A 13,892-nucleotide genomic window follows, 5' to 3' on the forward strand; every position below is an offset into this window, starting at 1 on the left:
GGGCCGGGACCCACGTCCCGGTGCGTGGCCGCGCGGCCACTGCGAGTACCCTCCGGCCGCTGCTGCGACCAGGAGGGCACCGTGGACAACGCTGCTCCTGCGTGGCCAGGCGACCGCGGCGGCCACGTGTGGCCCAAGGACCGCGAGGTGGCCACCGAGGACGGCCCGCGGATCCGCTACACCGTGCTGTCCGCCGACCGCGACCTGCCGTGGCTCGTGCTCTGCCCCGGGTTCATGTGCCCGGACAACTTCTGGGCCACGCTCGGACCGGCGCTCGCGGAACACAACCGGGTGATCGTCCTCAACTACCGCAGCATGGGCGCGTCGACCGACCCGCGGCCCCCGGGCTACCGGGCGCGCCACCTCAGCTCGGCCGACTACACCATCGAACGGTTCGCCAGCGACGTGCAGGCTGTCCTCGAGGCCGAGGGCGCCGAGGACGTCGCGGTCGTCGGCCACTCCATGGGCTGTCAGGTCGGCCTCCAGCTGTGGCGGCAGGCTCCCGAGCTCGTCGGGTCGCTGTCGCTGATCACCGGCCCGTACGCCTCACCGCTGCACACCTTCTACGGCAGCAAGCTCGGCACCCACCTGTTCCCGTTCGCCTACTTCGGCGTCCCCCTGCTGCCACGTCCCGTCCAGCGCGCCATCACCAAGTTGCCGCGGTTGCCGATGGCGATCCAGGTCGCCCGGCTGCTGCGCGCGCTCGGGCCGCTGACACCCGACGACGGGATGGACCTCTACTTCCAACACTTCGGCGAGGTCGATCCGCTGGTGGCCCTGAAGATCGTCCGCGGCATGCACGAGTTCGACGCCGGTCCGTGGCTGGCCGAGGTGACGGCCCCGACGCTGATCCTGGTCGGTGGCCGCGACACCTTCTGTCCCCCCGAGGTCGGCGAGGCGATGCTCGCGGTCCTGCCCGAGGCGGAGCTCGGCGTGATGCCGGAGGCGACGCACGGAGCGCCGATCGAGTTCCCGCTCGAGATCGCGGATCGGATCGCGGATTTCCTGGCCCGCCGTGCGGGACGGCCGGAGGTCCGGGCGGTGGGGCGGCCGGGCTGCATCAGCCCGCCACGTGCGGTCTCCCGGCCGGCGCGGATGGCGTAGCGCCACGAGGTGGAGCGGATGGGCGCGGCCCCGACCGCTCGCGGCTGCTCCACCTCGCCACAGGCGGAACGGTGGCGTCAGCAGGCGTTCGGGCGCTCCGCGGCGCGCTCACCGAGGGCCGCCACCGACGCCCCGAGCGCGCGCAGCCGCTCGGGGACGACGGTGTAGTTGACGTAGCGACCGCACCGCTCGCCCGCTACCAGGCCCGCCTCGCGCAGGACCTTGAGGTGGTGGGACACCGTCGGCTGGCCGACGCCGAGCTCCTCGACGAGGTCGCCACAGGTGCACACGTCCCGGTCCACGAGGTGCACCAGCAGCTGACGGCGGACCGGGTCGGCGAGCACCGCCAGACCGTCGAGCGCCTCACCGGCGCCGAGCTGGGTCTGGACGGTGGCCACCGAGGTTCCGATCGTTCAGCGCGGGGACGGGGATGGTAGGTCACCGCCTCAGCAGCAGCCCGTGACGCCAGCGGCGGCCGGGACGGCTTCCCCGCGGTCGGGTGCGAGCTGGTCGGCGTCCTCGAGGACGGTGTAGATCTCCCACGGGGCGCGGTCCGGGTCCTGGACCCAGACCTTGTCCTGCACCGCGTAGCAGCACGTTTCACCCGCGCGGTCGTCGGTCGCCAGACCCGCTTCGGCCAGGCGCGTCGACGCCTCGGCGACCTGCTCGGTCCCCTCGACCTGGACCCCGAGGTGGTTGAGGGTGCCACCGCTGGCCCCCTCGATGAGGACGAGCTTGAGTGGCGGGTCGGCCACAGCGAAGTTCGCGTAGCCGGGACGGACCTTGGCGGGTTCGACGCCGAACAGGGCGCTGTAGAAGCCGATCGCGGCCTCGAGGTCGGTGACGTTCAGGGCGAGCTGGACACGGGACACGGGACACCTCCGGCACGGATGCATCGACGGCTGTCGATGCGATGAGGTGACCGTACGCCACCCATCGACCGAGGTCGATGGGTAGCCGCCCCGTGTGCGCCTGACGCATCGACTGCCATCGATGCGGACGAGGCGCCGCTCAGTAGGCGATGGAGGAGTACTGGCGCAGCTTGCTGAACCGGTGGCGTGCCTCGATGAAGCGGACCGTGCCGGACTTCGAGCGCATGACCAGGGACTGGGTCGTCGCACCGTTGCTGTGGAAGTCGACGCCGCGCAGCAGCTGGGAGGAGGTGATACCCGTGCAGGCGAAGAACGCGTCCTCGCCGCTCACGAGGTCGTCGGCCGTCAGGATCTGGTCGAGGTCGTAGCCAGCATCGAGGGCCCGGCCGCGCTCCTCGTCGTTCCGGGTCCACAGCCGACCGAGGTGCTCGCCGTCGAGCGCCTTGACCGCGCACGCGGCGATGACGCCCTCCGGCGTGCCCCCGATGCCGTACATCACGTCGACCTCGGGCCGGTCCTCCCAGGCCGCCAGGATCGCACCCGCGACGTCGCCGTCGGTGATGAGCTGGAGGCGGGCGCCGGTCTCGCGGACCTGGCGCTTGGCGTCCTCGTGGCGGTCGCGATCGAGCATCATGACCGTCAGGTCGCGCAGCTCCTTGCCCTTGGCCTTGGCCACGGCGGCGAGGTTCTCGGTGAGCGGTGCGTCGAGGTCGACCTCGCCCTTCGCCTCGGCGCCGACGACGATCTTCTCCATGTAGACGCACGGCCCGGGGTCGAACATCGTCCCCGCCGGCGCAGCGGCCATCACCGTGATCGCGCCGGGGCGCCCCTCGGCGAGCAGCCGCGTCCCATCGATCGGATCGACCGCGATGTCGACCTTCGGCAGGGACCCGGTACCGACCGACTCCCCGTTGAACAGCATCGGGGCCTCGTCCTTCTCCCCCTCCCCGATGATGACGGTGCCGTCCATCTCGATCGTCTCGAGGACCTGCCGCATGGCGTCGACCGCCGCCTGGTCCCCGTCCTCCTTGGCACCCCGGCCCTGCCACCGGGCGGCGGCGAGGGCGGCCGCCTCGGTCACACGGACGATCTCGATGGCGAGGTTGCGGTCGGGCTTCTCGGGGTTCACGGGGACCTCCGCGGGCACGGTCGAACCGGGTGGGTGATCTCGACCAACTCTAGTGACGTGAGGCGCGTCGCCGTCACCGGCGTCGGGGACGGACGGTCCTCGGCAGGTCGCTGTCGAGGTCGGGCAGCCGGCCCGTCTCGGCCTGGGTGCGCAGGGCGTCGTTCTCGTAGGCCACGCGGTCGGACAACCCGCCGCTCGCGTCGTTGAACAGGCGCTTGAGCAGCCGCACGGTCGCCACATCACGCGTGGCCACCTGCGTCAGCCAGGCACGCGCGGCCGTCTCGGCCTCGCCGTCGGGGACCAGGCGCTGGGCGAAGCCGGCCTCGTGGGCCTCGGCGGCGTGCACGTCCCGGGACGACAGGACCCAGTCCTTGGCCGTGCCGAGGCCGACCAGGCCGACCGTCCGCGCCACGCCCACCGGGATGCCGTAGCGGGCACCGGGGAAGCGGATGGTGGCGCCCTCGGCGGCCACCCGCAGGTCGCAGGCGGCCGCGACCTCGGCGCCACCGCCGACGGCGTAACCCTCGACGGCCGCGGCCGTCGGGACCGGCAGGTTGGTCAGCAGCTCGTAGACGAGGGTGAACAGCTCCATGCGGCGCCGGCCGCCGTCGTCGGTGCGCTCACGGACATCGGCGCCCGCCGAGAAGTGCTCCCCCTCCCCGACCAGCAGCAGCCCGCGGAGGTCGTCGTCCGACCCAGCCGCATCGAGGACGTCCGCGAGCGCGGCGAGCAGTGCGGTGTCCATCGCGTTGCGGTACGCCGGACGATCGAGGGTCACCCGCAGCAGGTGACCCGCCGGCAGCGGCTCATGGTCCACACGGACGGGTCCGGACACCGAGGGCTCCTGCGGGACGAGGCGAGGCGGCCCGGGTGCAGCGCGCCGCGACGACAGGCTAGGGCGCGAACCACCGACCGCCGGTGTCGAGCCGCCCGCTCGGTAGCCTCGAGCCATGTCCGAGGCCACCCGTTCCCGCCTGGCTCGGCTGGTGCGGCGCAACGACGCCGACCTGGCCGAGGCTGCGCTGCTGGTCGCGGCGGAGGCGCAGCCGGACCTGCCGATCGAGGGCACCCTCCTGCGCCTCGATGCGCTCGCGGACACGCTGCGCGTCGACGGGTTCCGCGCCACCGGGGATCCGACCCACGACGGGCCGGCGCTCGCGGCCGAGCTGGCCGGGACCCGAGGCTTCCAGGGGCACGACGAGGGCGACCGCGTGCCCGAGGACGCCCTCCTCGACCGGGTGCTCGACCGGCGTCGCGGACTGCCGATCACGCTGTCGATCCTGTACGTCGCCATCGCCCGCCGCCTGGACGTCCGCGCCTTCCCCATCGCGCTGCCAGGTCACGTCGTGGTCGGGGTCGGCGGCTCGGACCGACCGGTGGTCGTGGACCCGTTCCACGGCGGTGTCGAGCTCGACGAGGCCGCCGTGGCCGACCGCGTCGCGGCGTCCACCGGGGGCCAGCTCGCGTTCCGCCGCTCGATGCTGCGCCCCGCGCCGGCGGTGAACGTGGTCCGGCGGCTGCTGAACAACCTCACCCGCGACTACACGCTCGCCGGTGCCCACCGCGACGCGCTGTGGACGGTCGAGGTCAAGCAGGTGCTGCCCAACCGGTTGCCCGACGATCACCGGGTGCGCGGCAAGCTGCTCGACCAGCTCGGGCGGTTCGACGAGGCCGCCGCCGCGTACGAGGCCTACCTCGACGAGGTCGGCGCGGAGGGCCCGGACGCCGCGGAGGTGCGCCGCGCAGCCATCGGCTCCCGAGCCCGCCTCAACTGACCCGGCCAGGTCACCAGGCCCGGAGCACGGCAGCGGGTGTCGATGGGCCAGGCCCGGAGGGGTGCGTCGGGCGGGCGGATGGGCCCGAGCAGGTGCGTACCCTCGGGCGCGCCCGCCCGGAGCCTCCCGTGACCTCCTCTCGCACCGACCCCGCGACCCCCGCCCTGCGTCGCGGCGGGGTCCGCGCCGCGTTGGCCGCCGCGGTGCTGGCCGTCATCTGGGGGGTGGCCTTCGTCACCGAGGTGCTGCCGTTCTTCCTGACCATCTCCGCAGGTGGGGTGCTGACGGGCCTCGCCGGCGTGTGGGTGCGGCGCGGCACGCGGGGGTGGTACCCGGGTGAGCCCGAACGGCGCGGGTTCCCGACCTACCGGGTCACCCCGCCTCAGGTCGCGCTGGCGCTCGCGGTCGCGGTGGTGCACCTCGCCGTCGGTCACGGGCTGTTCGCGCTCGGCGGCCTGATCCTCCCCGAGATCACCGCGACGGCGGCCGAGGTCTACAGCCGGGCATCGGCAGTCCCGCTGTGGTTGGCGATCGTGCTCGGTGGCCTGATCACCGCCCCGCTCGAGGAGGTCTTCTGGCGGGGGGCGATCCAGCCGCTGACGGGCCCGCTGGTCTCGAGTCGCGTGCCGTGGCTCACCCGTGTCCCGGCCGGCCGCCTGCTCGGGACCACGCTGCTGTACACCCTCTTCCACGTCGCCACGGGACAGCTCGCGCTGATCCTCGCCGCCGCGCTCGGTGGCCTCGTGTGGGGGTGGCTGCTGGACCGCACGGGTTCGGTGGGCGCGACGATGATCGCCCACGGCGGGTGGACGAGCCTGATGTTGCTGGTACCGCCCGCGGGGACGTGAACGCACACCACAGGTCGCCACCGATGAGCCACGGCGCTGGCGAACGTCCTCCCCCTGGAGCACCATCGGGCGAACGAGGAGGCGGACCGTGGGCGAGACCCGAGTGCTGGTGGGGACGAGCAAGGGCGCGTTCGTGCTGCGATCGGACGCGGCCCGCCAGGCCTGGCAGGTCGCGGGGCCGCACTTCGCCGGCTGGGAGGTCTTCCACGTCGCCGGCTCGCCGCTCGACCCGGACCTGCTCTACGCGTCCCAGGCCGGCGGCTGGTTCGGGCAGGTGGTGCAGCGGTCCGAGGACGGCGGACGGACCTGGGACCCGGTCGGCAACGACCTGCGCTACGACGGCGTCCCCGGGACCCACCAATGGTACGACGGGACCCCGAGGCCGTGGGAGTTCTCCAAGATCTGGCACCTCGCCCCGTCGCTGCACGACCGCGAGGTGGTCTACGCGGGGGTCCAGGACGCGGCCCTGTTCCGCTCCGACGACGGGGGCGGGACGTGGGCGGAGCTGTCCGGCCTGCGCGAGCACGGCACTGGACCGGCGTGGCAGCCGGGAGCCGGTGGGCTGTGCCTCCACACGATCGTGCAGGACCCGCGCACGCCCGACCGCCTGACGGTCGCGATCTCGGCCGCCGGGGTGTTCCGCAGCGACGACGGCGGCGCCACGTGGCGACCACGCAACGCCGGCCTGTCGTCGGGCGAGATCCCGGACCCGGACGCCGACGTCGGCCACTGCGTCCACAAGCTGGCGAGCCACGCGTCGACCCCGGACACGGTGTTCATGCAGAAGCATTGGGACGTGATGCGCAGCGACGACGCCGGCGACTCGTGGCGGGAGGTCAGCGGCGATCTGCCGTCGGACTTCGGTTTCGCGATCGGCGTCCACGCCCACGAGCCCGAGACCGTCTACGTCGTCCCGATCACCAGCGACAGCCTGCACTACCCGCCGGACGGCGCCCTGCGGGTCTACCGCAGTCGGACCGGTGGTGACACGTGGGAGCCGCTCACCCGCGGGCTCCCGCAGGAGCACTGCTACCACGACGTGCTGCGGGACTGCCTCGCCGTGGACGCCCACGATCCGTGCGGGCTCTATCTCGGCACGACCGGCGGGCAGGTGTACGCATCGAACGACGAGGGGGACTCGTGGACCGCCATCGTGACCGACCTCCCGCGGGTGCTGTCCGTCGAGGTCCAGACCCTGCCGTGAGCGGAGCCGAGGTGGTCGACGTCGCACCAGCGCGCGTGCGGGTGTCGCTCCCGGCGCACCTGCGGAACTTGGCACGTGTCGCCGGCGAGGTGACCGTGGACGTCGCTCGACCGGCCACGCTCGGCGGGGTGGTCGACGCGCTGGAGGCCACCTATCCGGCGCTCGGCGGCACCCTGCGTGACCGCGCGTCGGGCGAGCGGCGCCCCTTCGTGCGGTTCTACGTCGCCCAGGAGGACCGCTCGCACCACCCGCTCGACGCCCCGCTCCCGGAGGCGGTCGCCCGTGGGGAGGTCGCGGTCGCGATCGTCGGCGCCATGGCCGGCGGGTGAGTCAGAAGATCGTCGCCGCGTGCTCGGCCAGCGGCGACCGCACGCCCTTCGACAGGGTCACGTGACCGAACAGCTCGCTGCCCTGCATCTTCTCGATCAGCGCCGCCATGCCGCCGTACGGCGAGATGTAGGGGTTGTCGACCTGGCCGAGGTCGCCGCAGAAGACGACCTTCGATCCCTGTGCCATCCGGGTCAGCACGACCTTCAGCGCCGACAGCTCGATGTTCTGCGCCTCGTCGACCACGACGAACTCGTCGGTGATCGACCGGCCCCGCAGGTAGGTGATGGCGGCGAGCTCGAGCTGCCCCCGGTCGCTGAGCGACTCGATGGTGGACTGCACCTGACGGTGCTCACGGGTGCCGCGGCCCGGCCCGTCCTCGCGACGCAGCAGCGCGTAGAGGTTGTCGTGCACCGCCGCCATCCACGGGGCGAGCTTCTCGTCGAGGTCCCCCGGCAGGTAACCGACCTCCTGGCGGCCGACCGCGATGAGCGGCCGGTAGACCGAGAGGCGCCGGTAGGCGGTCGCCTCGACGACCTGCTCGAGGCCCGCCGCGAGGGCGAGGAAGGTCTTGCCGGTCCCGGCCATCCCCATCAGCGACACGCAGGGCACGTCGGGGTCGAGCAGCAGGTCGATCGCGAACGTCTGACGCACGTCCCGGGGCGCCATCCCGAACACCTGCTTGTGCCCCGCGACGCGGTGGACGGTCGCGAGCCCGTCGTCGTCGACGTTCAGGACCCGGCCGAGCCCCGAGGTCGACCGGCCGGCCTTCAGCACCAGGCAGGCGTTCGGCCACAGGGTCCGCACCCCGGCGGCCTCGAGGTCCACGTCGCGCTCGTCGAGCTGCGCCTTGCCATCACGGTGCAGGGCGTCGAGCACCGCCGGATCCACCTCGAGCTCGACGATCCCGGTGGTGTGCTCCTCGACGCGAGCGGTGTCACCCCGGTAGTCCTCGACGCGGACACCGAGCTGGCTGCCCTTGATGCGCAGCGCGGCGTCCTTGGTCACCAGGGTCCCCTGCAGACCGAGCGCGACCGTGAGGATGCGGTGATCGGGCTTGTTCGGGTCGAGGTAGGGCGGCAGCGGCACGTCGACGTGGTTGGACTCGATGCGCAGCGTCCCGCCGGTCGGCAGCGGCTGGGCGACGCGCAGCCCACCCCCGTTGGCCTCGCGGAGGGTCTCGATGGTCCGCAGGGCGTGGCGGGCGTTGCGCCCGACGTCGTCCATCGCCGTCTTCTTGCGGTCGAGCTCCTCGATCACCACCAGCGGGAGCACCACGTCGTGCTCGTCGAAGCGCAGGATGGCGTCCGGATCGGCGAGCAGGACGCAGGTGTCGAGAACGAAGGTGCGGCGGTCGAGCGGGCTCACATCTGTCGCGGGCATCGGCAGCTCCCCAGACGGGCCGACGCCAGCGACGCATCGCCGCGACGAGGCCCGGAACGTCGAACGCCGCCCCGGTGGGGCGGCGTGATCATCGCGGTGAGGGTGGCGCGGGGGGCGGGCGGCTCGCCCACCCCCGGGTCCGAGGGGACGGGGACCGTGTCCGGCACCCAGCCACCCGGCGCCTCGTCGACCGGTGGCGAGGCCGCGCGGGTGCTCGCGGGGTCGCGGTCGGAGGAGCGCGGGTCGGTCGGGGTCGGCACGCGGCGTCGCCTCGGGTGGTCGTGTCAGGGTGGCGGTCCGGACGCCCCGGACGGTAGCGACGGGCCGGCGCGGAACCTCGCAACCTCGACCGTCGCCCCGCCGACCGAACCGTCGCTCAGCGGCCGTACCGGCGGGTCCGCTGGGCGTACTCGCGGAGGGCGCGCAAGAAGTCCACCCGGCGGAAGTCCGGCCAGTACGCGTCGCAGAAGTGGAACTCGCTGTGCGCCGACTGCCACAGCAGGAACCCCGACAGCCGCACCTCGCCGGAGGTGCGGATGATCAGGTCGGGATCGGGCAGCCCGGTGGTGTAGAGGTGGTCGCCGATGTCCTCAGGTCGCAGCTCGGCCGCGATCTGTTCCAGCGAACGGCCGCGGCCGGCGGCGTCGAGCAGCAGGGAGCGGAGCGCGTCGGTGATCTCCTGCCGCCCGCCGTAACCGACGGCGACCTGGACGCGCATCCCCCGGTGGTGGGCGGTCGCCTCCTCGGCCTCCTGGAGGCGCCGGCGGGTCTCGGCGGGCAGCAGGTCGAGCGCGCCCACGACCGTGAACCGCCACCCACGCTCGGCGTTGGACTCGTCGCACGCCAGGTCGTGGACCGCGTCCTCGATGATCCGCAGGAGGGGCGCGACCTCGTCCCCACGGTCGAGGTTGTCGGTCGACAGCAGCCACAGGGTGACGATGGGGATGCCGAGCTCGGCGCACCACCCGAGGAACGGTTCGATGCGCTGTGCGCCGGCCAGGTGCCCCTCGGCGACGTCGGCGAGCCCGCGCTCCCGGGCGAACCGCCGGTTGCCGTCGAGGATGACCCCGACGTGCTGAGGCATCGGTGCGTCACCGAGCTCCCGCACGAGCGAACGCTCGTACAGCCGGTAGAGGAGATCGGACGCACCCATGTCAGCGCGAGGGTAGTGCCGGCGCAGAGGTGGCCGTCGGAGCAGGGACACTGGCGGGCCGAGCCGGCGGCCTGCTAGCCTCCGGCCTCACGCCCGGCGCGCATCGCGACCGGGCGTCGCTCGTGAGAACCGCGAGCCGGCCCGGGAGCCCGTCGGCGCAAGCGGCCTCCCTTCGCCGTCCGCCGCACCCGGCGTGACGCGACCGTGTCGTCCCGGGCATCAGCGTCCGCCCTCGCGGACGCCCCAGAACCCCCCGACGTGTGACAGGAACCGACGTGGCCGAGACGTGGCTGAGCCAGGAGGCCTACGACCGCCTCACCGCCGAGCTCGAGCAGCTGACATCGGTGGGCCGCGAGACCATCTCCGCCGAGATCGAGGTGGCGCGCGAACACGGTGATCTGCGCGAGAACGCGGAGTACCACGCCGCCAAGGACGAGCAGGGCAAGATGGAGGCGCGCATCCGCCAGCTCCAGTCCCTGCTGCGCGACGCCAAGATCGGCGAGCCCGAGGACACCGGCGAGGTCCGCCCGGGCCTGGTGGTGGTGCTCGACATCGAGGGCGACGTCGAGACCTACCTGCTGGGCAGCCGGGAGGACGAACACGACGAGCTCGAGATCCTCTCGGCGTCGTCACCGATGGGGACCGCCATCACCGGCAGCAAGGTCGGAGACACGGTCGCGTTCCAGACGCCGGGAGGCGCGGCCATCGAGGTCACGGTCAAGGACATCCAGCACCCCTGACCGCACCCTCCGACCGCACGCCTGTCCACTCCCCCGGGCCGGCCATCCGGCGGCCCGTACCCTCCGAGCGGGCCGGGTGACTAGCCCTTCGGTGCCAGGACCAACGGTCGAGAAACCACCCGCGGGTCCCGGGACAACGGGCCGTCCGACGGGGGACCATCGCGGAACCGTCGACCCCGCCTGTCGACCCCCTGTCGACCTGCTCGTCGGCCCTGTGGAGGACCCCGTGAACCCGACCACCCCTGCGCCCGACGCGCCCGCGGCGACCACCCCCACCCCGACCACGACCACCACCGTGCTGGTCGCCGACGGCCGACCGGTCGTTCGGGCCGGGCTCGGTGCCGTGCTCGGCGCCGACGAGATCGAACTGGTCGGCTCCTGCTCCCTCGAGGAGACCGTCGAGCAGGTCACCGCCGAACGGCCGCAGGTGTTGGTGGTGGGCCTTCGTGACGACGACCCCGAGACCTTCCGCGTCGTGGCGACGGCCAAGGCGATCCACGAGGGGCTGCACGCCCTGGTGGTCGCCGACGGGGCGACCGTCATCGACCTGCGCGAGGCGGTCATCGCTGGCGTCGACTCGTTCCTGCTGTCCTCGGTGACCCCCGAGGAGCTGCGTGACGCCGTCGAACGCACCGCTCAGGGGGAACGCATCGTCTCGCCCTCGATCGCCATGCAGCTCGCCGGTTCGTGGCGCCAGGAACCACGCGAGTCCGGGGCGTCCGCCCTGACGGCACGCGAACTCGAGGTCCTGCAGCTGCTCGCCGAAGGCCTGACCAACCAGCAGGTCGGGACGCGTCTCGGGTTGTCGGCACGCACCGTCAAGACCCACGTCCAGAACCTGTTGGTCAAGCTCGACGTCCCGGACCGCACCGGGGCCGTCGCCCGCGCGTTCCGCCTCGGGTTGATCCGCTGAGAGCGGTCCAGGAGCTCGCGGAGGGGGTCGTCCAGCTCACCCCGCAACCGGGGATCAACTGCTGGGTGCTTCAGGGCGACGACGGGGTGACCCTCGTGGACGCCGGGCTCGCCGCGCCGGGGCTCGAGCGCGCCCTGCGGCGGCTCGGCATCGCCCCCCGTGACGTCGTGCGCGTCCTGCTGACCCACGGCCACCCCGACCACGCCGGCGGCCTGGCCCGGTTGCGTCGCGCCGGCACCGACAGCGAGGTCCGTGTGGGCGCCGCCGACCTGGCCACGGTGCAAGGCGAGGCGCCACAGCCTGACAGCGACCCGTCCACGCGGCTCGGCCGGCTGTTCAACCGGCTCCCCCCACCACCCGGCTTCGGTGAGCTCGAACCCACCCCCGACGCCACAGCCCTGACCGAGGGTGACGAGCTGGACCTGGTCGGCGGCGTCCGCGTCGTGGAGACGCCGGGCCACTCCCCCGGGCACGTCGCGTTCCACCTACCCGCGCACGACCTCGTCATCGGCGGTGACGCGCTGTTCAACGTCTTCTCGCTCCGTCCCGCGCCCGGGTTCCTGTGCTCGGACGTGCCCGCGAACCTGCGGGCGGTCGCGACCATCGCCGATCTGGCGCCCGGCACGTTGGCGCTCGCCCACGGCTCGGCGGTCACGGGGGACGTCGCGGGCAGGCTCCGCGAGCTGGCCAGTCAGGCGGGCTGACCGCTCACTCGGGCGCGGCGCGCAGCCAGGCCACGATCTCCCGCACGACCTCGTAGGCCCGCAGCCGTGCCGCGTCGGTGCCGGCCGCTTCGGCCTCGTCGATGGCCCGCGCCAGGTGGTCGACGCCCGACACGCCGAGCTCCAGCACCGCCTCGTTGCCACCGGACGCCCACCGCGCCAGGACGTAACGGGCGAGGGCGCCCGTCGGCACCCCGCAGGCCTCGGACAGGCCGCGCAGGGTCTCGAGCGGGTCGAGGTGGCCGTAGGCGGCGACGTCGGCCTTCAGACCGGCGAAGGGGTCGTCCTCGGCCCAGGTCCCGTCCCAGCGGCCCAGCTCCACGGTGGGCTCGTCCACGGTCCGCTCCCGTCGTCCGTCGGTGATGAACGAGGGGCTCGCGCGTGGCGCGAGCCCCTCGGTGGTGCACGTCCTCAGACGCTCACTTCAGGCGCTCGATGATCATCGCCATGCCCTGACCGCCACCGACGCACATGGTCTCAAGGCCGAAGGTGCCGTCGAGGGTCTGCAGCCCGTTGAGCAGCGTGCCGGTGATCCGTGCGCCGGTCATGCCGAAGGGGTGGCCGACGGCGATCGAGCCGCCGTGCGGGTTGAGCTTGGCGAAGTCGATGCCGAGCTCGTCGGCCGACGGGATGACCTGCGCGGCGAACGCCTCGTTGATCTCGGCGACGTCGATGTCGTCGATGCTGAGCCCGGCGTGCTTCAGGGCCTGGCGGGTCGCGTCGACCGGACCGAGCCCCATGATCTCGGGGTTGAGCGCCGACACGCCGGTCGACACGATGCGGGCGAGCGGCTCGAGGCCGAGCTGCTTCGCCTTCTCGTCGGAGGTGATGACCACGGCGGCCGCGCCGTCGTTGAGCGGGCACGCGTTGCCGGCGGTGACCGAGCCGTCGGGCCGGAAGACCGGGGCCAGCGACGCGAGCTTCTCGCGCTCGGTGCCCGGACGCGGCGAGTCGTCGACGGACATCGTCTCGCCGTTCGGCAGCTCCACCGGGGTGACCTCGCGCTCCCAGAAGCCATCCGCTGCGGCGGCGGCGTACCGCTGCTGGGACTCGAAGGCGAAGTCGTCCTGCCGCTCGCGCGAGACGCCCTTGAGCAGCGCGACGTTCTCGGCGGTCTGGCCCATCGGGATGTAGATGTCGGGCAGGCCGGTCGGCGGCTCCCAGCCGCTGGCGCCGGACTGCGCGATCTCCTGGGTGCGGGCCTGCGCGTCGTCGAAGCGGGGGTTCATCGTCCCCTCGAGGGAGTCCGAGGATCCCTTCACGTAGCGCGAGACCATCTCGACACCCGCCGAGATGAACGCGTCACCCTCGCCAGCCTTGATGGCGTGGAAGGCCATGCGCGTGGTCTGCAGCGACGAGGCGCAGTAGCGCGTCAGGGTGGTACCGGGGGTCTCCCAGCCGAGCAGCGTGGTCACGACGCGGGCCATGTTGAAGCCCTGCTCACCACCGGGCAGCCCACAGCCGAGGTGCAGGTCGACGATGTCCTCGTGCGACAGCCCCGGGACCTTGTCCATGGCGGCCTGGATGATGGTCGCTGCGAGGTCGTCCGGGCGGACCTCGGTGAGCGAACCCTTGAACGCGCGGCCGATGGGGCTGCGCGCGGTGCTGACGATCACGGCCTCGGGCACGGGTGAACCTCCCGGTTCGGGTGGTGACGAAAGGTGGAGCTCCCACCGACACAGGCTAGTACCGGCCCACGGACACGCCCGCATCGACCCGTGC

The 13,892-nt window shown here is 73.0% G+C and carries 16 protein-coding genes; 8 read left to right on the forward strand and 8 right to left on the reverse strand.

Going from position 1 to position 13,892, the window contains the following annotated elements; translation table 11 throughout:
- The first annotated feature begins 81 nt into the window (after positions 1-81).
- Positions 82-1,104 (forward strand): alpha/beta fold hydrolase, encoded by a 1,023-nt coding sequence (locus tag NITAL_RS00790; protein ID WP_052664201.1) that lies wholly within the window; start codon positions 82-84, stop codon positions 1,102-1,104.
- Positions 1,105-1,181: 77 nt separating this feature from the next.
- Here NITAL_RS00790 and NITAL_RS00795 read toward each other — a convergent pair whose 3' ends face one another.
- From NITAL_RS00795 to NITAL_RS28775, 4 genes are all read right to left on the reverse strand, one after another.
- Positions 1,182-1,502: an ArsR/SmtB family transcription factor gene (locus NITAL_RS00795; protein WP_052664202.1), complete on the reverse strand. Its 321-nt coding sequence runs from the start codon at positions 1,500-1,502 to the stop codon at positions 1,182-1,184.
- Between the two features lie 48 nt (positions 1,503-1,550).
- Positions 1,551-1,976 (reverse strand): ArsI/CadI family heavy metal resistance metalloenzyme, encoded by a 426-nt coding sequence (locus NITAL_RS00800; protein ID WP_052664203.1) that lies wholly within the window; start codon positions 1,974-1,976, stop codon positions 1,551-1,553.
- 139 nt (positions 1,977-2,115) lie between these two features.
- The gene (gene glpX, locus NITAL_RS00805) at positions 2,116-3,105 is read right to left on the reverse strand and encodes a class II fructose-bisphosphatase (RefSeq protein WP_052664204.1); all 990 of its coding nucleotides are present in this window, start codon (positions 3,103-3,105) and stop codon (positions 2,116-2,118) included.
- A 73-nt stretch (positions 3,106-3,178) separates the two neighbouring features.
- A complete protein-coding gene (locus NITAL_RS28775; protein ID WP_052664205.1) occupies positions 3,179-3,940 on the reverse strand; it encodes an enoyl-CoA hydratase/isomerase family protein in 762 nt (253 codons plus the stop codon).
- A 115-nt stretch (positions 3,941-4,055) separates the two neighbouring features.
- Here NITAL_RS28775 and NITAL_RS00815 point away from each other — a divergent pair, with 115 nt between their 5' ends.
- From NITAL_RS00815 to NITAL_RS00830, 4 genes are all read left to right on the forward strand, one after another.
- Positions 4,056-4,880 carry a transglutaminase family protein gene (locus tag NITAL_RS00815; RefSeq protein WP_052664206.1) on the forward strand — a complete coding sequence of 275 codons (825 nt, stop codon included), beginning with the start codon at positions 4,056-4,058 and terminating at the stop codon, positions 4,878-4,880.
- Between the two features lie 128 nt (positions 4,881-5,008).
- Positions 5,009-5,728 (forward strand): CPBP family intramembrane glutamic endopeptidase, encoded by a 720-nt coding sequence (locus NITAL_RS00820; protein ID WP_052664207.1) that lies wholly within the window; start codon positions 5,009-5,011, stop codon positions 5,726-5,728.
- Positions 5,729-5,816: 88 nt separating this feature from the next.
- On the forward strand, positions 5,817-6,932 hold the full coding sequence (locus NITAL_RS00825; RefSeq protein WP_052664208.1) for a WD40/YVTN/BNR-like repeat-containing protein: 1,116 nt from the start codon (positions 5,817-5,819) through the stop codon (positions 6,930-6,932).
- Positions 6,929-7,261 (forward strand): ubiquitin family protein, encoded by a 333-nt coding sequence (locus NITAL_RS00830; protein ID WP_211262126.1) that lies wholly within the window; start codon positions 6,929-6,931, stop codon positions 7,259-7,261. Before NITAL_RS00825 ends, NITAL_RS00830 begins: the two co-directional genes overlap by 4 nt.
- 1 nt (position 7,262) lies before the next feature.
- On the opposite strand, the gene NITAL_RS00835 is transcribed toward NITAL_RS00830, so the two are convergent.
- Positions 7,263-8,642, reverse strand: a complete 1,380-nt coding sequence (locus tag NITAL_RS00835) for a PhoH family protein (protein WP_083441084.1) — start codon at positions 8,640-8,642, stop codon at positions 7,263-7,265.
- Between the two features lie 376 nt (positions 8,643-9,018).
- Positions 9,019-9,795, reverse strand: coding sequence for an isoprenyl transferase (locus NITAL_RS00845; protein ID WP_052669215.1), 777 nt, complete (start codon positions 9,793-9,795; stop codon positions 9,019-9,021).
- 275 nt (positions 9,796-10,070) lie between these two features.
- Between NITAL_RS00845 and greA the strand changes: the two genes are divergently transcribed.
- From greA to NITAL_RS00860, 3 genes are all read left to right on the forward strand, one after another.
- Complete coding sequence (greA, locus tag NITAL_RS00850) at positions 10,071-10,535, forward strand: transcription elongation factor GreA (protein WP_211262127.1); 465 nt, start codon at positions 10,071-10,073, stop codon at positions 10,533-10,535.
- Positions 10,536-10,761: 226 nt separating this feature from the next.
- On the forward strand, positions 10,762-11,448 hold the full coding sequence (locus NITAL_RS00855) for a response regulator transcription factor (protein ID WP_052664212.1): 687 nt from the start codon (positions 10,762-10,764) through the stop codon (positions 11,446-11,448).
- A gap of 53 nt (positions 11,449-11,501) precedes the next feature.
- On the forward strand, positions 11,502-12,152 hold the full coding sequence (locus NITAL_RS00860) for an MBL fold metallo-hydrolase (RefSeq protein ID WP_281175584.1): 651 nt from the start codon (positions 11,502-11,504) through the stop codon (positions 12,150-12,152).
- 4 nt (positions 12,153-12,156) lie between these two features.
- Here NITAL_RS00860 and NITAL_RS00865 read toward each other — a convergent pair whose 3' ends face one another.
- The gene (locus NITAL_RS00865; protein ID WP_211262128.1) at positions 12,157-12,507 is read right to left on the reverse strand and encodes a DUF6027 family protein; all 351 of its coding nucleotides are present in this window, start codon (positions 12,505-12,507) and stop codon (positions 12,157-12,159) included.
- Between the two features lie 82 nt (positions 12,508-12,589).
- On the reverse strand, positions 12,590-13,798 hold the full coding sequence (locus NITAL_RS00870; protein WP_052664215.1) for an acetyl-CoA C-acetyltransferase: 1,209 nt from the start codon (positions 13,796-13,798) through the stop codon (positions 12,590-12,592).
- Positions 13,799-13,892: the final 94 nt, after the last annotated feature.

This window comes from Nitriliruptor alkaliphilus DSM 45188 (genome assembly GCF_000969705.1).
In the GTDB taxonomy this organism is placed as follows: Bacteria; Actinomycetota; Nitriliruptoria; order Nitriliruptorales; family Nitriliruptoraceae; genus Nitriliruptor; species Nitriliruptor alkaliphilus.

Excerpts from the sequence above, each read along its gene's own strand:
- NITAL_RS00815 (WP_052664206.1), top strand. The coding sequence starts at position 4,056 with ATGTCCGAGGCCACCCGTTCCCGCCTGGCTCGGCTGGTGCGGCGCAAC.
- NITAL_RS00835 (WP_083441084.1), bottom strand. The coding sequence starts at position 8,642 with ATGCCCGCGACAGATGTGAGCCCGCTCGACCGCCGCACCTTCGTTCTC.
- NITAL_RS00845 (WP_052669215.1), bottom strand. The coding sequence starts at position 9,795 with ATGGGTGCGTCCGATCTCCTCTACCGGCTGTACGAGCGTTCGCTCGTG.